This window comes from Roseateles agri (assembly GCF_034043675.1).
Classification (GTDB): domain Bacteria; phylum Pseudomonadota; class Gammaproteobacteria; order Burkholderiales; family Burkholderiaceae_C; genus KK5.
Genome location: NZ_JAXCLA010000001.1, coordinates 69,138 through 88,751 on the forward strand (window position 1 = coordinate 69,138; position 19,614 = coordinate 88,751).

Consider the following 19,614-nt stretch of genomic DNA (forward strand, 5'->3'; position numbering starts at 1 on the left):
CGTGCGGGGCATCAGTTCATGTGGCTGGTGTCGTGCGACTCAGGCGCGACGACGCTTGCTCAGGGTGGCGCCCACCAGACCCAGGCCGCCGAGCATCAGAGCCCAGCTTTCGGGTTCCGGCACTGCAGCAGCGACGGGGGTGAAGTTGGTGTCGTCCAGCACGGTGCCGGTGATCGTGCCGGCGGCGCTGGCCGTGCCGGTGATGGTGTACAGCAGGAAGCTGCCGGATTGGTCGTGCGCAGCGGTGCTGATGTTGGAAGCCGTCACCGACGAGCTGAACAGAGACACGGGGTTGTACACCGTGTTGCCCTGTTCATCGCCGGACATGAGCGTCACCGACAGACTGCTGAAGGACACGCCCGTACCGGCCGTGGCCCTGAAGATCTGGTCGAACTCCGTCGCGCCTTCGGCCCAGACCGTCAGCGAGAAGGTGCCAGCACTGACCGCTGCGCTGAAGCTGCCGCCGAGTTGCGTGCCGGTCGTGGGCTGGACGAAAGCAAAAACATCGTCAGCATGAGCAGCGGTGGCGAAGCCGGCGCTCAGGGTCAGCGAGGCAGCCAGTTGGACGGCCAGACGAGTAGCAGAAAACTTCATGAGATGTGTTCCTAGGTTCTGAGTAATGGCGCCGCCGGACCGAGGCCCGGCGGCTCATGCGCATTAGTTGAAGATGGCGGACATGTTGGCGGCGTCGATCGTGCCGAGGCCAGTCGCCGGGTTGTAGCTATTGGTCGCCGGGTAGTACAGGTTGGTACCCGCCGTGACCGGGCGGAACGGCGAGCCGCTGCCATAGCCCTGGGTGCGGAAGGCACCGTAGAGCTGCGGGTGCAGCCAGCCCAGGCGGTGGCCGGCCTTCTGCGCCAGCACGGTGAAGATGCCGTTGAGCTGCGGCGCGACGAAGCTGGTACCGCCGCTGCCGGTGCCCCAGGTGCCGGTGCCGGTGCCGTTGCCGCTGCTGGTGCTGAAGACGGCATAGCCGCTCTCCGGGTCAGCATTCATCGAGATGTCCGGCACGTTGCGGCCGGCGAAGCCTGCGGGCAGCGGCGAGATCACGATGTCACCCACATTGCAGCCTTGCACGCCAGTGCTGGTGTTCGTCGTGGTCTTGATCATGCAGACCATCATTTGACCGGCAACGCTGGTGCGCGTGCCCGGCAGGTTCTTCTGATAGTCAGGCAGTGCGTACTGGACGCTCACGCCACCGCCTGCACCAACCGGGAAGTAGTTGGCGTAGTAGGAAGCCGCGCCGACGTAGCTCTGCAGGTAGTCCCAACCCCAGGGACGCTCTTGCGTCACCGTGATCGCGCCGCTGGCCAGCGACAGCGGCAAGGTCGTGCCGCCGGCGCCGATCACGTATGGGCTGCTGGCCGGGAAATCGACGGCCAAGGTGTTCGAGTAGTTGGGATACGGATAGCCCGCACCCGCCACGTCGTAGGCACCGCCGTCCGCCGAGGCTGCCATGACAGGCACACCTTGCGAAGCGGCTTGCAGGAACAGCGTATCGTACGGAGCGAGATCGTCCGGGCCATAGGCCAGTTCGGTCAGACCCCAGCTGATGGACAGCGTGTCTGCCACATTGGCGGTGATCGCCTTCGTGTAGAGCGCGAGCGAACCAGCGTCGGTGTTGGGCGCTTCATAGACGATGACGTTTGCAGCAGGGGCCAAGCCGCCGGACTGCTCGATGTCCAGCGCGGTTTCACCCGAGCCGGCCGTACCGATCGTGCAGCTACCGGTGCTGGGGCAGGCGGTCACGACGGTCACGGAGCCCGTGTGGTTGACGCCGACGGCGCTCCAGTAGCTGGTCGGCCACGCGGTGTTGAACGCAGCGAAGGTCATGATGCCGATCGTCTTGCCGGCGCCGTTGTAGCCAGCGGCATACAGCGGATCGAGGTTGTAGCGAGTGGCAACCTGCTTCACTCCATAGCTCTGCGGGTTGGTGAAGACCGGCGTTGCTTCAGGCGATGCGACAGCGGAGATGGCCGTCTTGGAGATCGCCGTCGAACGCGTCGCAGTAACCGTGCTCACAGCCGGTGCGGACAGGGCAGCCAGTTCAGCCGGCAGTTGACGGTTGTGCGGGCGGAAACGCGGCTCGGTGCTGATGCCGCTGACGCCAGAAACGATGCCTTGCAGGGCTGCCGGAACCATCGGCTTGTTCATGGCACGCTGGAAGGTGCCGCCGGAAACCGACGTGAAGCTGTGCTGCGTGGTGCCGAACAGGGCGCTCAGTTGCGCGTTGGTGCCGCTGGCGGTGATCAGCAGGTTGTTGCTGTAGACCTGGTTCACGGTCAGGCCGTTGGCTTCCAGGTAGGACTTGACTGCCAGCACGTTGGAGATGCTCTGGCCGTAGCGGGCCGCGAACTGTGCCGGGGTGATGAACTGGTGGTAGTTCGGGCTGCTGGGGTCCACGGTCGAGGCAACGAAGGCCTTCAGGTCGTCCAGGTTGTTGGCCTTCAGCGAGATCGCCACGTCGATCACGTCGGTGCTGGCGGCAAGACCGTTGTCCACGGCCAGCGCTTGCGGGGCCACGGCCTTGGTCAGGTTACCGGCTTGCGCGCCAACGGCGACGAGGGCCAGAGCGGCAGCCAATGCGAGGGAATTCTTCGAAAACTTCACATGAACCTCCAAATTGATGGTGGCTGCATGTTTGTTTAGATGTATCAGTCGATAGGTCCGGGGATTCCCCCTCCTCCCCCGAGGCGGGGGAAGCGAAACCTGCGGAAACATTCAGACATCCGATGAACACGGGAAACGGCTACACCTGAGGGCATCGACAAACGAGTCAGGTTGCAGTCAGTAGAACAACTTTCTACTCCGCTTTATCTGCATCTCGAGTCGACATGCGTGAGCATGTGTTCAATTGATTCGAGAGTCAGTTCATTCTCGAAGTTAGGGCCAGCGGAGTCTGAGCGCCATCCCACCAAAGAGGCGGATGCGATTCCGAAATTCTCGCGGGCCTACGTGACCCGGTCGTGTCAGTGGGCTTGCGCCAATGCAGCCCTGACCTTTGCCAGCTTTGCGGTCCAGTCGCTCGTCGGATCCGCCTCGGCCAGCGGTCCGGGCTGCAGGCCTTCCACCAGCTTCGCGGCCTCGGCGAATCCCGTGCGCAGCGCGAGCAGGCTGTCGGCCAACTCGAACCGCAGCATCTGCACCAGCGGCTGTTCTTCGGCGGCAGCACCGAAGGTCTTGCGCGCATCGCCGAGCGCGCGGCGCAGCAGCGGTTCGGCGGCCTTGGCATCGCCGGCACGCAGTAGCGCGCCACCTTGGCCTTCGAGCATGTTGATCGCGTTGGGACTGGCCTCGCCATCGCGTTGCGCGAACTGCCGGTGCAGCGTCGCAAAGCGCTCGGCGGCGGCCTGGTACTGGCCGCGCTGCAGCTCGACGCCGGCCTGCACGCTGCGCGCCATCAGCGTGCGCGTGGCCAGCGGGCCCAGGGCCTTGTCGAGTCCGTCGGCCGCCGGCTCGATCAGCTTGGCGGCGTCGTCGACACGTTGCTGCCGCAGCAGAGCGTGCGACAGCAGCACCTCGGTGTAGAGCGTGTGCTCGTGCGCGGCGCCGAGCCGCTGCGTCTGCCGGGCCAGCAGTTCGCGCAGATCGGCTTCGGCCTTGTCGGGCTGGCCCAGCTGGATCAGCGAGGCCGCCAGGTTGAATTGCAGTTGGTCCAGCAGGCCGGGCCGCAGCCCGGGCAGTTTGCGCGCCAGGTCGACGGCCTTGCGGTCGAATACGGCCGCGTCGCGGTTGCGTCCGCCCATGCCCAGCGTGATCGCCTGGGCCTGGTAGTAGCGCAGCGCGATCTCGGGCGCATCGACCAGCAGCCGCGGCTCCAGCGCGGCAAGCGCATGCAGTTGTTCATCGGCCCCGTCCAGCTCGCCTAGCTGGGCGAAATCGCTGGCCAGCCAGGCGCGGATCTCGCCTTCGGCCGCCGGCTCGACAGGCTGGCCAGTCTGCGCCAGCGCCGCCAGCGCGAGCCGCCCCTGCGCCACCGAGCCCTTGCGATCGCTCAGCTCCGCCAGCGTGATCTGCAGCGTCTTGCGCAGGCCCGCCATCACCGCCGGAGGCAGGTCGCGCCGCGCATCGACGCGGGCCACGGCCGCGCGCGCGGCATCGATCATCGTCACGCCGGCGCGCCCGCTGGCCGAGGGCTGCGCGGAACTGATCAGGTCTTCGGTGACGAAGCGGTTGATCGCCGCGGCCACCTCCGCCTGCTGCGTCGCGCGGCGTGCCGATTGCTCGGCGCGCCGGTACTGCCACAGGCTCGTGCCGAGGCCTCCGGCCAGCAGCACGACGACGGCGATCAGCCAGGGCCGGCGGGCCCGCGCGCCGGCCAGTTGCTGCTGCGCATCGCGTGCCGCGGCGGCATCCCGCACGCGCTGCTCGACTTCGGCGCGCCGTGCATCGAGCGTACGCAGGCGCTCGACGAGCTGGTCCGCGCCGGCCAGCCGCTTGGCTGGATCGCGCTCGGCCGCAGCGGCAATGTCCTCGCGCAGCAGCGCGTCGCCGACGTCGCGCTCCCAGCCCGGCAAGAGCGGTCGCCGCAGGTCACCTGCCAGCAGTTGGTACAGCATCAGGCCCAGTGCATAGACGTCGCTGCGGGTCGTCGGCGCCTGCCCAGCCAGCACCTCGGGCGCCAGGTAGGCGAGCGTGCCGCTGCTGTCGCTCGCCGCCGCCACATCGGTCAAGGTCATGCCCTGCGCGGTGATGCCCAGCGCAGCCAGGCGATCAGGATCGAGCAGCCGGCCACTGCCGAAATCGCCGAGCCGCGCCCGCGGAAGGCCCTCGGCATCAGCGATCAGCACGTTCGACGGCTTCAGGTCCTTGTGCAGCACCCCGACCCGATGCGCCGCGGCCACCGCCTCGGCAATGCCCAGCAGCAGCGCCACCCGCGCCGCCGTGTCCAGCGCGGCCAGATGCGCGGCGGCCCACTGCGACAGGTTCGGGCCGGCGTCCTCCGCCTCCAGAAAGTATGGCGCCTCGTCGAAGTTCCAATCGATCAGGCGCACGAAGTCGTCGCGCTCGCCGAGGCTTTCGCGCAGCAACCGGTACAGCGTCACCTCGCGTTTCAGCAGCGCGAGCTGCTCACCGTCGGCGGCGAACTTGAAGATGCGCGTCTCGCCGGTCTTGGCATGGCGGGCGCGCCACACCTCGGCCTGCGGATGCAAGGAACTTCCGTTGCTGCTGCCACCGCCAAGCCGCTCCGCCAGGCACCAGTGCGGCCGGCCCGCCACCGCCGCACCGGCCTCCAGCCGCAACGTCGAGCGAGCCAGACGCCCGAGCGCCACCCGCTCGACCGGGCCCGCCAGCCGGTAGCCGACCCGCGGCACCGTCTGCAGCCGTTCGGCATCCGTCTCGCCGAGCGCGCGGCGCAGCTTGGTCATCGCATTGGCCAGCACGTTCTCGACAGTCGGCCGCCCAGCCCAGACGGTCTCGAACAGCTCCTCGCGCGTCACCGCCTCGCCCGGCGTCTGCAGCAGGCGCTCCAGAACTTGCAGCGGCCGTTGCTCTACATCGACGATCTCGCCACCGACCGACAGCACCCGCGCCGCCTGGTCGTACTCGACCTCGCCGAAGCGGTAACGGTACTGGGTCCGTCCGGATTCGCCCTCGATCGTGCTGGCTTCGGTGTTCATCCGGCCGATTCTGCATGAGTGCGAATTCCCGTCGAGATGACGTCTCCATGGCGTCCAGGTGCGGCGTTATCACTTCGTGATCTGCGCGTGATCGCCGCGCAGCCCCGCCGCGGTCAGCATCGGCGCATCGCCAACCACCGCTCCGCCACCGATGATGAAGACGCTCCTCGCCGCCGCCCTCCTGTTCCCGCTCACGGCGCTGGCCGCCGACACGATCGTGCTCGGCCAGGCCGACATCGTCGGCATCAAGCTCGGCATGAAGCTGGACGAAGCGATGGCCAAGCTGAAGGCAGCCAACCCGGGCTTCGAGATCAAGGCGCAGCAGCTCAACGTGGCGCCCGGCAAGCCGGCCTTCACCCACGCGCTGCATGTCGACACCAGCAAGGAGCCGCGCGAGCAGATCCACGTCGGCATCACGATGCCGCCCGGTGAGCAGCGCGTGTGGAGCGTCTACCGCCAGGTGTCGTTCCAGGGCCAGGAGCAGGAGATGGGCCAGTTGCTGGCCGCCCTGCGTGGCAAATACGGCACCGAGATGTACCTGCGCCGCGACCAGAGCTACCCGGTGCTGCAGTGGGCGCATGACCAGGCCGGCAATGCGCTGCCGGTGCAGGTCATCCAGCAATGCGGCGGCTGGTTCGGCGACATGCGCATCGGCAGCTACCAGCAGCTCTACCGCCCGCCCGGCGGCGGCGCGTTGTCCAAGCAGCTGATCCCCTGCTACACGGCCGAGTACCTCACCATCGCGCTGTTCCCGGCGGACCAGAACAAGCAACTGGTGCGGACGATGTCGGTGCAGGTCGAAAGCGGCGGGCTGTACGCGGCGGAGATGACCAAGACCCGCGAATGGCTGCAGCAACTGCAGCAGCAGGGCAGCGAGGCCGACGTGCAGCGCGCCAAGGCCCAGGCCAAGCCCAAGCTCTGAGGACTGCCATGTTCATCCACACCGGCAACATCCATTCCCTCGGCAACTACACCGAGATCACGACCCAGGTCGTCCACGAGGACGGCTATGGCAACCGCCGCAGCGGCATGTTCGACACGCAGAAGGAGCGCTTCATCGACGGGCTCCAGATCGGCACGCGCACCTTCGGCCGGCTCAGTTGCCCGATCAATCTGTACGGCGAACTCGAACAGGGCAAGGAGGCGGTGCTGTACACCTGGGCTCACCCCTTCCTCGGCTTCCCGCCGCTGCGCATCGGCCTGGTCGGCGTGGCCTATCCCGAAGAGGGCCGCGCCTACGTCATGGGCGCCGGGCAGGTCGTGCTGTCGCTGGTGGCCCTGGCGCTGCTGCCGCTGCTGTGGTTCATTCCTGCCTTCGTGCTGGGCGGCATCGCCGGCTCGATCCTGCCCTGGCTGCTGTCCGTGCTGGTCTTCGTGCTCGTCTGCTTCGCGCCGTGGTTCGCCGGCCTCCTGATGGTGGTGAGCTACCTGCGGATGAAGGCCCGCTTTCCGAACGCGACGACGACGCCCTGGCGCTGAAGCTCAGACCACGCTCAGACCAGCGATCGCCAGGCCGCTTCCGCCAGCACCTGCGCGCACTGGCTCGGCGGAATCTTCCGCCGGCCGGACAGCCAGCCGCGGCAATAGGACTCGGCGGGGCCGAGGATCAGCGGCGGGATCAGGTCGTCCGGCACCGGCCGCATCTCGCCGCTGCGCATGGCCTGCGCCAGCAGGTCGTCCAGCGGGCCGTAGCGCGCGCGCAGCCGCTCGCTCAGCTGCTGCGCGTAGGCGCCCTTGTCCACCACCTCGCGGGCGAGGATCAGGTACAGCGCCATCTCGGGCAGGCGCTCGGTCCAGTCGAGCCAGGCGCCGATCAGCGCGGCGATCATCTGGCGCGGCGTGCCGTCGGCCTGGGCCAGCGCCGCGGCGATGGCCTGGCTCTGGTCGTCGAAGCCGAGGAAGAACAGCGCCGCCGCCACCCCTTCCTTGTTGCCGAAGTGGTGGTAGATCGCACCGACGCTCTGGCCGCTGCGCCGCCGCAGGTCGTCGATCGTGCTGGCCTCGATGCCCTTGTCGTTGAAGCACTGCAGCGCCTGCACAAGCACCGCGCGCTTGGCGGCGCCGCGCAGGCCCGGGTGCGAGGACTCGATCAAGGTTTGCGTGGCGGAAACAGTGCTGCGGCCGAACTTCATAAGTCGATTCTAGAATTTTGTTCTAATTCGAAAACTGAACTCGGCCCAGGATATCCCCGCAATGCCGGACAAAGATCACGCTCCGCTGCCGGCACAGACGATCGTCGTCAACGCCCTCGGCACCTTGGACAACCCGAACCTGCTGCTGGCGCCCGGCGGCATCGACCGCAGCAAGCTCGCCTACGGCAACAGCGCCGGCGCCGTCGATGAGCGCTCGCTGGCCGATGCGCGCGCCGCCGGCCTCAGCGCGGTCAACGTCACGCTGGGCCACGTGGCCGGCAGTGACGACCCCTTCGAGGCCACCGTGCGTGACATCGCCACCTGGGACGCGCTGATTCGCCAGAACCCCGCCGCGCTGCGCAAGGTCTTCACGGCCACCGACATCCTCGATGCCCAGGCCCAGGGCCAGGTCGGCGTGATCTACGGCTTCCAGAACACCGAGATGCTGGGCGGCGACCTCGATCGCATCCGCCTGTTCGCCGACCTCGGCGTGCGCATCATCCAGCTCACCTACAACGGCCGCAACCACGTGGCCGACGGCGCCACCGTGGCCGACGACCGCGGCCTCAGCCCCTTCGGCGTCGACGTCATCACGCGGCTGCAGCGCGAGGGCGTGCTGGTGGACCTCAGCCACAGCAGCACCGCCACCTGCCTGGAGGCGCTGGACATCGCCACCCGGCCGCTCGCCATCACCCACAGCGGCTGCCGCGCGCGGGCCGACCATCCGCGCAACAAGAGCGATGCCGAGCTGCGCCGGCTGGCCGAGAACGGCGGCGTGATCGGCATCTACTCGATGCCCTACCTGCGCACCCAGGGCCAGCCGCAGGCCGCCGACCTGATCTCCCACATCGAGCATGCGCTGGAGGTCTGCGGCGAGGACCACGTCGGCATCGGCACCGACGGTTGCGTCAGCGCCATCGACGACATGCCCGCCTACCGCCGCCACCTCGCCGCGGAAATCGAGACCCGCCGCCAGCTCGGCATCGGCGCGCCCGGCGAGACGGCGGAGGTCGTGCTCTTCCTGCCCGACCTCTGCGGCGTGAGCCAGTTCGCGCGCCTGGCCGAGCTGCTGGCCGCGCGCGGCCACGGCGACGCACGCATCGCCAAGATCCTCGGCGGCAACTTCGTCCGCCTGTTCAACGAAACGCTGACGCCCCGCTTCCCCGCATGAACGCCAACAACACCCTGAAGCTGCCGCTGCTCACCCTGTGCCTGATGGCCGCCGCCATTGCTGCGCAGGCCCGTGAGGACAAGGTCCAGATCCACGGCCAGGAGGTCGGCGCGCAGACGCTGGAAGCTGGCGCCGCCAAGGGTCAGTTCCGCGCCCACTACCGCTACAGCGAGCGCGGCCGCGGCGACGACATCAGCGCGGCCTGGACGCTGGACGCCAACGGCATCCCGACCCATTACGAGGCCAGCGGCGTCGACTACTGGAAGGCGCCGGTCGAGGAACGCTTCGACGCCACCGCCGACCGCGCCGCCTGGCACAACCGCGTGGACCAGGGCGACGAAGCCCGCACGGCACCCGCCTTCTACCTGCCCGCCAACCCGCCGCCCGAGTACCAGGCCGTGCTGGCCCGCGCGCTGCTGAAAGCCCCGGGCCGCACCCTGCCGCTGCTGCCGGGCGGCACGGCCACGCTCGCCAAGATCCGCACGCTGAAGGTCAACGGGTATGACCTGACCCTCTATCACATCACCGGCCTGGACTTCCTGCCCACGCCCGTCTGGCTGAACGCCGACGGCAGCACCGCCGCCGTGCTGAGCGACTGGCTTGGCACCTTGCCCGCCGCGCTGATGCCGCAGCGCGAGAAGCTGATGGACGCGCAGAACGCTGCCGCTCACGCCTGGCATGCGGAGCTGGCCAGGCGCTTCGCCCGCCGGCCCGCGCAGGACGCACTGCTGATCCGCAACGCCCGCCTGTTCGACCCGCGCGACCTCAGCGTGCGCGAGCACATGAGCGTGCGCATCGCCGGCGACCGCATCGTGCAGCTGGGCCCGGACGAGGGCAGCGGCGCTTTCCCCTCGCCCGCCGGCATCGAGACCATCGACGCCGCCGGCCGCTTCCTGATGCCGGGCCTGTGGGACGTGCACCAGCACTTCGCCGAGGTGGACGGCGTGTTCGACCTGATCGCCGGCGTCACCAGCGCACGCGACATGGCCAACGACAACGTGCCGATGCTGGCCCGCGTCAAGCGCTTCGACGAAGGCACCGAACTCGGCCCGCGCGTCACCTTGGCCGGCATCGTCGAAGGCACCGGCCCGCTGGCCGGGCCCACCGACGTGCGCGTGGACAGCCGCGAGAAGGCACAGGCCGCCGTCGATTGGTACGCCGCCCACGGCTACGAGCAGATCAAGATCTACTCCTCTTTCCCGAAAGAACTGATCCAGCCGATCGCCGAGATGGCCCATGCCCGCGGCATGCGCGTCAGCGGCCACGTGCCGGCCTTCACCGTCGCGCACGAGTTCATCGACTTCGGCGCCGACGAGATCCAGCACCTGAACTTCATCCTGCTGAACTTCTTCCCGGAGTTCGGCGAAACGCGCGGCAAGGACCGCTACACCTTCGCCGCAGAGAAGGTCGCGGCCTTCGACCTGGACGACCCGCGCTTCACCGCCTTCGTCGATTTCATGCGCCAACACCACACGGTGTTGGACCCGACCCTGGTGACCCTGGAAGGCCTGTTCTACGGCGAGCCGGCCAAGGCGCCGCCCGCGCTGCAGCCGGTCATCGCGCGCTTCCCGGTCGTCGCGCGGCGGCAGATGCTGTCGGGCGCCGTGGCGGTGCCGGCGGGCCATGAGGACGCCTACGCCAAGGCCTTCCCGGCCTTCCAGAAGATGGCCAAGCGCCTCTACGACGCCGGCATCACGCTGATGCCCGGCACCGACGCCTTCTCCGGCTACAGCCTGCACCGCGACCTGGAGCTCTATGCGCAGGCCGGCATCCCCAAGGCCGAGGTGCTGCGCATGGCCACCCTGGTGCCGGCCCGCGTGCTCGGCGCCGAGTTCGACCGCGGCGTGATCGCACCGGGCAAGCTTGCCGACATGATCCTCGTCGACGGTGACCCGACGCGGGACATCAGCGACATCCGCCGCGTCTGGCGCACGATCAAGGGCGGGCGCATCATCGACCCGGTCGCCCTTGAACAAGCCCTCGGGATCGCCAAGCCATGAGCCAAGACAACACCATCGAACGATTCAACTCCGGCAAGCTGCTGCCCGCCGGCGTGCCCTTCCCCGAGGGCGTGCGCGTCGGCAACATGCTCTACCTGTCCGGCGCGCTGGGCAACCTGCCGGGCAAGATGGAACTGGTGCCCGGCGGCATCGAAGCCGAGGCCCGGCAGACGCTGGAGAACATCCGCGCCGTGCTGCGCGCGCAGGGCCTGGACCTGCAGCACCTGGTGCGCTGCACCGTGATGCTGGCCGACATGGGCGAATGGCCGCGCTTCAACGCCGTCTACAAGGACTTCTTCGGCGAGGTGCCGCTGCCGGCGCGCAGCGCGCTCGGCTGCAACGGCCTGGCGCTCGGCGCGCGCGTCGAGATCGAGTGCATCGCCGCGGCGCCATCCGCTACTTGAGTTTGCGGTCTTCGCGCTTGGCCTCTTCCATCGCCTCGGGCTCGAGTTCCTCCGCATAGCGGTTGAGCCGGATGAACAGGCCCCAGCCGGCCAGCAGCACGCCGACGGCCACCACCATTGCCGCGGCATGCAGCATCTGCTCGGCGTCCTCGTGAGCGGCGCGGAAGGTCGCCACCAGACCCTCGATCGCCAGCGCCACCACGACCACCACGAGGAAGCGCGACAGGAAGCGCCGCACCCGCGTCGGTCCGCTGACGTGGGCATCGCGCACCACCTCTTCCTCGGCGATCGTCTGCGAGATCTGCAGCGCGACGACAGCGGCGGCCAGGATGCCCATCGCCTCGATGATCCCCTGCGCGGCCGAGCGATCGAGGCCGCCGGCCAGCGCGACGAAGCCCATCTGCGCCGCCACGACGATCAACACCAGCGCCGCCAGCGCGAACAGGGCAGCCATCGCCGCATGGACGGCCGCAATGGCGCGCAGGACCAGCCGCATGGCGCAGGCCTCGGGCGTCAGCTTCAGGACTTGCCGGTCTTGGCCTGCAGCTCGCGGGCCATCTCCAGGTGGTGCTGCAAGGTCGGCAAAGTCTTGGCGGCGAAGGCCTTGACGTCGGCGTCCTTGGCGTCGGTGGAGGCCTTGGTGAACAGCTTCACCGCGTCCTCGTGCGCCTTGACGCCGACGCTCTTTGCGTAGTCCGCATCGAACTTCGCGCCCTCATGCGTGCCCAGCAGCTTCAGCTTCGCCTTCTGCGTGATCGACGGGCCCTCGGGCAGCTTCACGCCCTTGGACGAAGCCAGCGCCGAGAGGTCCTGCGCGGCCTTGGTGTGGTCGTCGATCATCTGCTGCGCGAAGCTCTTCACGTCGGCCGAGCTCGCCTTGTTCAGCGCGAGCTGGCTCCCTTCGACCTCCATGCTGCCGGCCTCGGCCGCGTTCTTCAGGAAGGACGCATCCCCGTGGGCAACGCTGTCGGCATAGGCCACGCCTGTGGTGGCAACGGCGGCAGCGCCGACGCAGGTGGCAAGAAGAAGGTTTCGCATCATGGTCTTCATGAAAGGCTCCAGTTGGCGGCACGAGCGTGCCGAGACGCTGGGCCGAGGCAATCGGTGTGCCTGTCAGGGCCCGGCCAGCGAAGGCCGCGGCCCCATCGCCGGTGCGGGCGGCGGCTGGCGCCGGCCGTCCTGCCAGGCCTGTTCAAACTCGGCCAGCGGCACCGGGCCATCAAGCGCACGCACGAGGCAGGCCGCGGCGGCACCAGTGGCCGCGCAGCTGCGCACCTGCGCGGGCGTCAGCAGGCCGCCGATGGCGACGACCGGCCGGCCCGCGTGCGCCACCCACCAGGCCAGGTTGTGCAGGCCCTGCGGGCGCCAGGGCATGTCCTTGGTCGTCGTCGGATGGATCGGGCCGCAGGCGATGTAGGTCGGCGCCAGGCCGCGGGCACGCGCCAGCTCCCAGAGGCTGTGGCTGGACAGGCCCAGCGCGATGTCCTCACCGGCCAGCAGGGCCTGCCGCTGCGCCGGCAGCAGGCGCGCCCAATCCTCCTGGCCCAGGTGCAGCGCCCGCGCGCCTGCCTGCAGCGCAGCCTGCCAGTGATCGTTGATCCAGAGGCGGCTGCGCGTGCCGGCCACGGCCCGCAGCGCGGCGGCGATCTCGACTTCTATATCACCAGATGGTGACTTGATGCGCAGCTGAATCTCGGCCACGCCTCGCGCGGCCCAGCGTCCGACATCTTCGGCACTGGCGCAGATGGCGTAGAGGCCCAGCGCCTCGCCAGGCCGGCCGCGCTCGTGCAGCACGCGCTGCCAGCGCGAGAGCGTGACCGGATCGGGCGCTGCGTCTTCGTCGTCGAAGCCCATCACCGGCATCGCGCCGGCCAGCTGCGTGCGCGCCAGGATCACCGCATCGGGCACGACGAAGCCCAGGGCCTGCGCCGCCTCCACGCGCGGGGCGAGTTCGCCCGCAGCCGGGTGCGAGGCGATCAAGCCGCGGGCGAGCGGGCTGTCGAGCCAGTCCAGCACCAGATCCTCGCCGCCGGGGCAGTCGGTAAGACAGACCGCACCGGCACGTCCGCGCAGGCTGCGCGCCAGCAGCGGTGCCGGGGCAGGGCCGAAGCGGCGGCTGGCTTCGGCGTACGAGATCACCAGGGTCGGGTCTTGCGTCATGCCGCATCCCCCAGCAGGAAGGCGTGGCCGCTGACCGGTGTGGAGGCGACGGCGAAGTCCTGCGTGGCGATCAGGCCCGCCCGCCAGGCAGCGCGGCCGGCGACGATCGCATCGCGGAAGGCGGCGGCCATGCGCACCGGCTCGCGTGCCTTGGCCACGGCGGTGTTCAGCAGCACGGCGTCGATGCCCATCTCCAGCGCCTGGGCCGCCTGCGAGGGCGCGCCCAGGCCGGCATCGACGACCAGCGTCGCCTCCGGCAGCCGCTCGCGCAAGGTGCGCAAGGCGCGCGGGTGAGCCAGGCCCTGGCCCGAGCCGATCGGCGCGCCCCAGGGCATCAGCACCGCGCAGCCGGCCTCGTCGAGCAGGCGGCGGCACAGCACCAGGTCTTCGGTGCAGTAGGGGAAGACGGTGAAGCCGAGCTTCACCAGCTCGGTGGCAGCGGCGAGCAGCTCGAAGGGGTCGGGCTGCAGCGTCAGTTCGTCGCCGACGACCTCCAGCTTGATCCAGTGCGTGCCGTACAGCTCGCGCGCCATGCAGGCCAGGGCCACGGCCTCGTGGGCGCTGCGGCAGCCGGCCGTGTTGGGCAGCAGGCGCGCGCCGCGAGCCTGTGCCGCGTCGAGCGCCAGCGCCAAGGCGCCGTTGTCGCCGGCCTGCAAGGTGCGCTTGAGGCCCAGGGTGATGAGCTGCGTGCCGGAGGCCTCGATCGCCTCGGCCAGCGCCGCAGGGCTCGGGTAGCCGGCGGTGCCGAGGAAGAAGCGGCTGGCGAGCGCCGCGCCGTCGATGATCAGTGGATCGTCATTCATCGCTTCAGCCTCCGACGATGGGTTTGAAGAGCAGCACCTGGTCGCCCGCGCCAAGCACGGTGGCGGCGCGGCGCTCGCGCGGGATGAAGCTGCCGTTGATGGCGGTGGCAACGCTGGCGGGCGGGCGCTCGAGCGATTCCAGCAGCGCGGCCAGGGTGGTGCCGGCAGGGAGCTGCCGGGCTTCGTCGTCGAGTCGGATCTCGATCATGCGTGGGTCTCCTCGGGCAATGCGCCCAGTCCGCTTTCGCGCAGCAGCTGCTGCACCAGCGCCGGGGCCAGCAGCCAGCCATGGCGGTATAGGCCGTTCAGCGTCAGCAGGCCGGGTTCGCAATGCGCCAGCGGCCGGTTGTCAGGCAGGGCCGGGCGCAGGTTGACATCGAGCAGCGCGATGCGGGCTTCGGCCAGCGCGGGCAGCACGCTGTGCGCCGCAGCCATCAGCTCGACGGCCGAGCGCAGGCTCATCGCGCTGCGGTCCTCGCTCTCGATCTCGCTGGCGCCGACCAGCAGGCGCTCCGGCCCGCGCGGCACCAGGTAGACCGGCTGGCGCGGATGCAGCAGGCGGAGCGGCCGCTGCAGGCCGTGGCCGCCGGGCAGGTCCAGCGTGACGATCTCGCCGCGCACGCCGCGCAGCGGCCAGCTCGCGCCCAGGCCCCGCGCGTCGATGGCCCAGTCGGCCACGACCGTGCGGCCATCGGCCAGATGCAGGCGGCCCGGCTCGATCGATTCGACGCGCTGGCCCCAGCACCATTCGGCCGGCGCCCTGGCGAGATGCGCCAGCGCCGCGGGCGCGTCGATGCTGCCCTCGCCGGGCAGGTGCCAGCCGAGCAGCCCAGGCGCCAATGCCGGCTCCAGCGCCTGCAGCGCGGCGCGGTCCAGCATCTCGAAGCGGCCGATGCGCGCCAGCACGCGCTGTGCCGCACCGAGATCGCTGCGGTGCGCCAGCAGCAGGCTGCCATCGCGCCGCAACTGTTCCGGCGCGATGGCCGGCCACAGGCGCAGCGAGGTCCATCCCAGCGCGGCCACGTCCGCATCGGTGGACTCCAGCTCGGCCAGCGGGCTCAGCATGCCGGCGGCCGTGAACGCCGCCGCGCCGCGGGCCCCCGCATCCGGGGCGGGATCGAAGACGCTGACGCTGTGACCCTCGCGCGCCAGCGCCCAGGCGAACAGGCGGCCGGTGAGGCCGGCGCCTGCGATGGCAACGCGGGCCATCAAGCCACCTTGATCGGCACGTACAGCTCGCTGCCCTGCGCGCGGAACTCCGCGCTCTTCGCCTCCATCGCCGCGCTGTACTCGCGCACGTCCTGCGTGATCTTCATCGAGCAGAACTTCGGCCCGCACATCGAGCAGAAGTGCGCGACCTTGGCGCTGTCCTTGGGCAGGGTCTCGTCGTGGAACTCGCGCGCCGTGTCGGGATCAAGGCCCAGGTTGAACTGGTCGGTCCAGCGGAACTCGAAGCGGGCTTTGGAGAGCGCGTCGTCGCGCGCCCGCGCGCCGGGGTGACCCTTGGCGACGTCGGCCGCGTGGGCGGCGATGCGGTAGGCGATCAGGCCGGCCTTGACGTCGTCGCGGTCAGGCAGGCCCAGGTGTTCCTTGGGCGTCACGTAGCAGAGCATCGCGCAGCCGAACCAGCCGATCATCGCGGCGCCGATGCCGCTGGTGATGTGGTCGTAGCCGGGCGCAATGTCGGTGGTCAGCGGGCCGAGTGTGTAGAACGGCGCCTCGTCGCAGTGCTTCAGCTGCTCGGTCATGTTGGCCTGGATCATGTGCATCGGCACGTGGCCCGGGCCTTCGATCATCGTCTGCACATCGTGCTTCCACGCGGTCTTGGTGAGCTCGCCCAGGGTGCGCAGCTCGGCGAACTGGGCCTCGTCGTTGGCATCGGCCAGCGAGCCGGGGCGCAGGCCGTCGCCCAGCGAGAAGCTGACGTCGTAGGCCTTCATGATTTCGCAGATCTCTTCGAAGTGTTCGTAGAGGAAGTTCTCGCGGTGGTGGGCGATGCACCACTTGGCGAGGATGGAGCCGCCGCGCGAGACGATGCCGGTGCGGCGCTTCACCGTCATCGGGATGAAGGGCAGGCGCACGCCGGCGTGGATGGTGAAGTAGTCGACGCCCTGCTCCGCCTGCTCGATCAGCGTGTCGCGGAACAGCGGCCAGCTCAGCTCCTCGGCCACGCCGCCGACCTTCTCCAGCGCCTGGTAGATCGGCACGGTGCCGATGGGCACGCTGGCATTGCGGACGATCCAGTCGCGCGTGGTGTGGATGTTGCGGCCGGTGCTGAGGTCCATCACCGTGTCCGCTCCCCAGCGGGTGGCCCAGACCAGCTTGTCCACCTCTTCCTCGATCGACGAGGTCACGGCCGAGTTGCCGATGTTGGCGTTGACCTTGACGAGGAAGTTGCGGCCGATCGCCATCGGCTCCAGCTCGGGATGGTTGATGTTGGCCGGGATGATCGCGCGGCCGCGGGCCACCTCCTCGCGCACGAACTCGGGCGTGATGATGGCCGGGATGCTGGCGCCCATCGCGTTGCCGCGCAGGCGGGCCTCGCGTTCGGCATCGGCCTCGTACTCGCGCATCCATTCGAGCCGCTGGTTCTCGCGCATCGCCACGTATTCCATCTCGGCGGTGATGAGGCCGCGGCGCGCGTAGTGCATCTGCGTGACGTTGGCGCCGGCCCTGGCGCGGCGCGGTTGGCGCTGCAGGCCCGCGCTCACCTCGCGCAGCTTCAGCTGCTGTTCCTGGTCGCGCAGGCCGTCGTCGATCAGCTGGATCGCGCGGCCCGTGTAGGCCTCGGTATCGCCGCGCTGCTCGACCCACTCGGCGCGCGGCGCGGGCAGGCCGCGGCGCACGTCGATCTGCGCGGCGGCATCGGTGTAGGGGCCGGTGGCGTCGTAGACGGCGATGCGCTCGCCGTTGGTCAGCGCGATCTCGCGCATCGGCACGCGCAGCTGTGGGTGCAGCATGCCGGGCAGGTGGATCTTGGTGGATGCGGGCAGCGGCCCGGTCTGGAGTTGCGGCGTAGTCGTCATCGTGGCTTCCGGTTCGTCTGGGGAAACGAATGAATCCGGAGCCTGCACCGCACCGGCGGATTGCGGCGTGGGCGGAGGTCGCGCTGGGGCGGGGGTGTGGTGCGGACGCGGGCAGCGTCCGCTGCCCTGCCAAGGACGACGGCTCTTCTTACGCCGGTATCAACCGGATCAAGTTCAGCGGGTCCGCGGCTTCTGCCGCGTCTCAGCCCTTCGCAAGGGCACCCCGGAGCGAAGCAGCAGTATACGCAGCGGCGTTGCGCGCTTCGTTGACGGCGGTCAAGCGGCCAAGCCGGTCCAGAAGCTGCCCAGTTCGCCCTTCAGCACTTCGAGGATCTCCTCGGACAGCTGCGGCGCGCTGCCCTGCGTCGCGCGCGCCAGCACCATGCCGCCAACCAGCGCCGACAGGGTCAGGATCGCGCGGGCCTTGTCGGCCGCGCCGGGCTCGTCGGTGACGCTGCCGTCGGGCCGGTGCTCCGCGAAGGCCTTCAGGTAGCCGCCGATGCCATGCGTGATCGCCTCGGCCACCGGCGGCGCGGCACGCGCGGCGTCCACGGCCAGCGTGGGCATCGCGCAACCGAGGCCCGGCGCGTCACGGTGTTCGGCGCGCAGGTAGTGCTCGAAGTAGGAACGCGCATCGCCCTGCTCGCGATCGAGCCGGGCGCGCAGGCGTGCCAGCGGCGCCGCCAGCGCGTGGGCCACGGCTTCGGCAGCGAGCGCATCCTTGGAGTCGAAGTGGCCGTAGAAACCGCCGTGCGTGAAGCCGGCCTCGCGCATGATCTCGGCCACGCCCACGCCCTCCAGCCCGCGCTCGCGGTACAGGCGCGAGGCGGCTTCGACGATGGCCTGGCGGTTGGCCTGCGACTGTTCCTTGGTGACTTTCATGGCGCTGCTTCTCGGGGTGACGCATCGATGCGATGCCCACATTTTAATTGTGATCATCATCAAAATTGCTATCATGACGGCAATCATCAAAACTTTCTGAGGCCATCAGCATGACCGTCAGCGCTCCGCCCTTGAGCTTCCCGCACCGCCTCGCGCCCTGGCTGGAACGCCGCAACATCCACTTCGCCTGGGTGATTGCCGGCGTCACCTTCCTGACGATGCTGTTCATGTCCGCCGCGCTGGGCCTGCCCGGGGCGATGTTGCAGCCGCTGGCCAGCGAGTTCGGCTGGAGCACCAGCCAGATCTCGTCGGCACTGGCGCTGCGCTTCGCGCTGTTCGGCCTGATGGGCCCGTTCGCCGCCGTGCTGATGGACCGTTTCGGGATGCGCGCGGTGATGTGCACGGCGCTGACCCTGGTCGGCGGCGGCATGCTGATGGCGGCCGGCATCACGCAGCTGTGGCAGCTCTGGCTGCTGTGGGGCGTGATGCTGGGCGTGGGCAGCGGCATGACGGCGCTGGTGCTCGGCGCCGTCGTCTCCAGCCGCTGGTTCGCGACCCGCCGCGGCCTCGTGATGGGCCTGCTGACGGCCAGCGCCGCCACCGGCCAGCTCGCCTGCCTGCCGATCGCCGCCTGGATGATCGAGCACTGGGGCTGGCGCGCGCCGCTGGCCCCGCTGGGCTTCATCTGCCTGGGCGTGATGGCCCTGGTGTGGCTGCTGATGCGCAACCGGCCGTCCGACATCGGCGTCCATCCCTTCGGCGCCGAGCCGGGCGCACCGGCACCCGCGGTCGCGCCGAAGATGACGATGGCCACGCCCTTCATCGCGCTGCGCGAGGCCAGCACGAAGCCGGCCTTCTGGCTGCTGGCCGGCACCTTCTTCATCTGCGGCCTGTCGACCAACGGCCTGGTGCAAACGCACTTCATCTCGCTGTGCGGCGACCGCGGCCTGGGCCCGGTGCCGGCGGCCTCGGTGCTGGCGATGATGGGCGCGTTCGACTTCGTCGGCACGATCGCCTCCGGCTGGCTCAGCGACCGCTACGACAGCCGCAAGCTGCTGTTCTGGTACTACGGTCTGCGCGGGCTCTCGCTGATGTGGCTGCCGCATGCGGACTATTCGCTGTACGGCCTGTCGCTGTTCGCGATGTTCTACGGCCTGGACTGGATCGCCACCGTGCCGCCCACCGTGCGCCTCACCGCGCAGACCTTCGGCACCGAGAAGGTGGGCCTGGTGTTCGGCTGGATCTTCGCCTCGCATCAGATCGGCGCGGCGGTGGCGGCCTGGGGCGCGGGCATGAGCCGCACCCTGCTGCTGACCTATTCGCCGGCGCTGTACACGGCCGGCGCGGCCTGCCTCGTCGCTGCGCTGATGGCGATGGCAGTTCGTAAAAAATCACCGGTCGCGCAGGGGTAAGCC

The 19,614-nt window shown here is 69.5% G+C and carries 18 protein-coding genes and 1 riboswitch; of the genes, 6 read left to right on the top strand and 12 right to left on the bottom strand.

From position 1 onward, the window contains the following. Positions 1–39: 39 nt before the first annotated feature. The 3 genes from SNE35_RS00300 to SNE35_RS00310 all read right to left on the bottom strand — a co-directional run bounded on the left by SNE35_RS00300 (position 40) and on the right by SNE35_RS00310 (position 5,621). Complete coding sequence (locus SNE35_RS00300; protein WP_320420728.1) at positions 40–594, bottom strand: PEPxxWA-CTERM sorting domain-containing protein; 555 nt, start codon at positions 592–594, stop codon at positions 40–42. A gap of 63 nt (positions 595–657) precedes the next feature. Beyond that, positions 658–2,583, bottom strand: coding sequence for a S53 family peptidase (locus tag SNE35_RS00305; protein WP_320420729.1), 1,926 nt, complete (start codon positions 2,581–2,583; stop codon positions 658–660). 386 nt (positions 2,584–2,969) lie between these two features. Then, complete coding sequence (locus SNE35_RS00310) at positions 2,970–5,621, bottom strand: protein kinase domain-containing protein (RefSeq protein WP_320420730.1); 2,652 nt, start codon at positions 5,619–5,621, stop codon at positions 2,970–2,972. A gap of 151 nt (positions 5,622–5,772) precedes the next feature. Between SNE35_RS00310 and SNE35_RS00315 the strand changes: the two genes are divergently transcribed. Together SNE35_RS00315 and SNE35_RS00320 are read left to right on the top strand one after the other, a co-directional pair. Further along, entirely contained in the window at positions 5,773–6,543 is a 771-nt protein-coding gene (locus SNE35_RS00315) for a hypothetical protein (RefSeq protein ID WP_320420731.1), read from the top strand. An 8-nt stretch (positions 6,544–6,551) separates the two neighbouring features. Further along, the gene (locus SNE35_RS00320; RefSeq protein ID WP_320420732.1) at positions 6,552–7,100 is read left to right on the top strand and encodes a hypothetical protein; all 549 of its coding nucleotides are present in this window, start codon (positions 6,552–6,554) and stop codon (positions 7,098–7,100) included. Between the two features lie 14 nt (positions 7,101–7,114). On the opposite strand, the gene SNE35_RS00325 is transcribed toward SNE35_RS00320, so the two are convergent. After that, positions 7,115–7,753, bottom strand: coding sequence for a TetR/AcrR family transcriptional regulator (locus SNE35_RS00325; protein ID WP_320420733.1), 639 nt, complete (start codon positions 7,751–7,753; stop codon positions 7,115–7,117). 61 nt (positions 7,754–7,814) lie between these two features. On the opposite strand from SNE35_RS00325, the gene SNE35_RS00330 reads away from it, so the two are divergent. From SNE35_RS00330 to SNE35_RS00340, 3 genes are read left to right on the top strand one after another with little or no spacing between them, the layout of a single operon-like run. Continuing rightward, a complete protein-coding gene (locus tag SNE35_RS00330) occupies positions 7,815–8,924 on the top strand; it encodes a dipeptidase (protein WP_320420734.1) in 1,110 nt (369 codons plus the stop codon). Further along, a complete protein-coding gene (locus SNE35_RS00335; protein WP_320420735.1) occupies positions 8,921–10,924 on the top strand; it encodes an amidohydrolase family protein in 2,004 nt (667 codons plus the stop codon). The genes SNE35_RS00330 and SNE35_RS00335 overlap by 4 nt, the downstream gene beginning before the upstream one ends. Beyond that, positions 10,921–11,328 carry a RidA family protein gene (locus SNE35_RS00340; RefSeq protein ID WP_320420736.1) on the top strand — a complete coding sequence of 136 codons (408 nt, stop codon included), beginning with the start codon at positions 10,921–10,923 and terminating at the stop codon, positions 11,326–11,328. The genes SNE35_RS00335 and SNE35_RS00340 overlap by 4 nt, the downstream gene beginning before the upstream one ends. Here SNE35_RS00340 and SNE35_RS00345 read toward each other — a convergent pair. From SNE35_RS00345 to SNE35_RS00380, 8 genes are all read right to left on the bottom strand, one after another. After that, positions 11,321–11,824 carry a hypothetical protein gene (locus SNE35_RS00345; protein ID WP_320420737.1) on the bottom strand — a complete coding sequence of 168 codons (504 nt, stop codon included), beginning with the start codon at positions 11,822–11,824 and terminating at the stop codon, positions 11,321–11,323. The two genes, SNE35_RS00340 and SNE35_RS00345, sit on opposite strands and share 8 nt — an antisense overlap. 23 nt (positions 11,825–11,847) lie before the next feature. Further along, positions 11,848–12,378 carry a DUF4142 domain-containing protein gene (locus SNE35_RS00350; RefSeq protein WP_320420738.1) on the bottom strand — a complete coding sequence of 177 codons (531 nt, stop codon included), beginning with the start codon at positions 12,376–12,378 and terminating at the stop codon, positions 11,848–11,850. A gap of 63 nt (positions 12,379–12,441) precedes the next feature. Next, entirely contained in the window at positions 12,442–13,488 is a 1,047-nt protein-coding gene (locus SNE35_RS00355; protein WP_320420739.1) for a thiamine phosphate synthase, read from the bottom strand. After that, entirely contained in the window at positions 13,485–14,291 is an 807-nt protein-coding gene (locus tag SNE35_RS00360) for a thiazole synthase (RefSeq protein ID WP_320420740.1), read from the bottom strand. Before SNE35_RS00360 ends, SNE35_RS00355 begins: the two co-directional genes overlap by 4 nt. A 4-nt stretch (positions 14,292–14,295) precedes the next feature. Further along, positions 14,296–14,499, bottom strand: coding sequence for a sulfur carrier protein ThiS (gene thiS, locus SNE35_RS00365; protein ID WP_320420741.1), 204 nt, complete (start codon positions 14,497–14,499; stop codon positions 14,296–14,298). After that, a complete protein-coding gene (locus tag SNE35_RS00370; RefSeq protein WP_320420743.1) occupies positions 14,496–15,500 on the bottom strand; it encodes an FAD-dependent oxidoreductase in 1,005 nt (334 codons plus the stop codon). The genes thiS and SNE35_RS00370 overlap by 4 nt, the downstream gene beginning before the upstream one ends. After that, positions 15,500–17,365 (bottom strand): phosphomethylpyrimidine synthase ThiC, encoded by a 1,866-nt coding sequence (gene thiC, locus SNE35_RS00375; protein ID WP_431312690.1) that lies wholly within the window; start codon positions 17,363–17,365, stop codon positions 15,500–15,502. The genes SNE35_RS00370 and thiC overlap by 1 nt, the downstream gene beginning before the upstream one ends. Positions 17,366–17,445: 80 nt before the next feature. Then, positions 17,446–17,553, bottom strand: a riboswitch (TPP riboswitch). Positions 17,554–17,593: 40 nt separating this feature from the next. Then, on the bottom strand, positions 17,594–18,199 hold the full coding sequence (locus tag SNE35_RS00380; protein ID WP_320420746.1) for a TetR/AcrR family transcriptional regulator: 606 nt from the start codon (positions 18,197–18,199) through the stop codon (positions 17,594–17,596). Positions 18,200–18,309: 110 nt separating this feature from the next. Here SNE35_RS00380 and SNE35_RS00385 point away from each other — a divergent pair, with 110 nt between their 5' ends. Further along, positions 18,310–19,611, top strand: coding sequence for an MFS transporter (locus SNE35_RS00385; RefSeq protein WP_320420747.1), 1,302 nt, complete (start codon positions 18,310–18,312; stop codon positions 19,609–19,611). Positions 19,612–19,614: the final 3 nt, after the last annotated feature.

What these genes read in the sequence shown, in the direction of transcription:
- SNE35_RS00300 (WP_320420728.1), bottom strand. Translation starts at nt 594, where the DNA reads ATGAAGTTTTCTGCTACTCGTCTGGCCGTCCAACTGGCTGCCTCGCTG.
- SNE35_RS00310 (WP_320420730.1), bottom strand. Translation starts at nt 5,621, where the DNA reads ATGAACACCGAAGCCAGCACGATCGAGGGCGAATCCGGACGGACCCAG.
- SNE35_RS00315 (WP_320420731.1), top strand. Translation starts at nt 5,773, where the DNA reads ATGATGAAGACGCTCCTCGCCGCCGCCCTCCTGTTCCCGCTCACGGCG.
- SNE35_RS00320 (WP_320420732.1), top strand. Translation starts at nt 6,552, where the DNA reads ATGTTCATCCACACCGGCAACATCCATTCCCTCGGCAACTACACCGAG.
- SNE35_RS00325 (WP_320420733.1), bottom strand. Translation starts at nt 7,753, where the DNA reads ATGAAGTTCGGCCGCAGCACTGTTTCCGCCACGCAAACCTTGATCGAG.
- SNE35_RS00330 (WP_320420734.1), top strand. Translation starts at nt 7,815, where the DNA reads ATGCCGGACAAAGATCACGCTCCGCTGCCGGCACAGACGATCGTCGTC.
- SNE35_RS00335 (WP_320420735.1), top strand. Translation starts at nt 8,921, where the DNA reads ATGAACGCCAACAACACCCTGAAGCTGCCGCTGCTCACCCTGTGCCTG.
- SNE35_RS00340 (WP_320420736.1), top strand. Translation starts at nt 10,921, where the DNA reads ATGAGCCAAGACAACACCATCGAACGATTCAACTCCGGCAAGCTGCTG.
- SNE35_RS00345 (WP_320420737.1), bottom strand. Translation starts at nt 11,824, where the DNA reads ATGCGGCTGGTCCTGCGCGCCATTGCGGCCGTCCATGCGGCGATGGCT.
- SNE35_RS00350 (WP_320420738.1), bottom strand. Translation starts at nt 12,378, where the DNA reads ATGAAGACCATGATGCGAAACCTTCTTCTTGCCACCTGCGTCGGCGCT.
- SNE35_RS00355 (WP_320420739.1), bottom strand. Translation starts at nt 13,488, where the DNA reads ATGACGCAAGACCCGACCCTGGTGATCTCGTACGCCGAAGCCAGCCGC.
- SNE35_RS00360 (WP_320420740.1), bottom strand. Translation starts at nt 14,291, where the DNA reads ATGAATGACGATCCACTGATCATCGACGGCGCGGCGCTCGCCAGCCGC.
- thiS (WP_320420741.1), bottom strand. Translation starts at nt 14,499, where the DNA reads ATGATCGAGATCCGACTCGACGACGAAGCCCGGCAGCTCCCTGCCGGC.
- SNE35_RS00370 (WP_320420743.1), bottom strand. Translation starts at nt 15,500, where the DNA reads ATGGCCCGCGTTGCCATCGCAGGCGCCGGCCTCACCGGCCGCCTGTTC.
- SNE35_RS00380 (WP_320420746.1), bottom strand. Translation starts at nt 18,199, where the DNA reads ATGAAAGTCACCAAGGAACAGTCGCAGGCCAACCGCCAGGCCATCGTC.
- SNE35_RS00385 (WP_320420747.1), top strand. Translation starts at nt 18,310, where the DNA reads ATGACCGTCAGCGCTCCGCCCTTGAGCTTCCCGCACCGCCTCGCGCCC.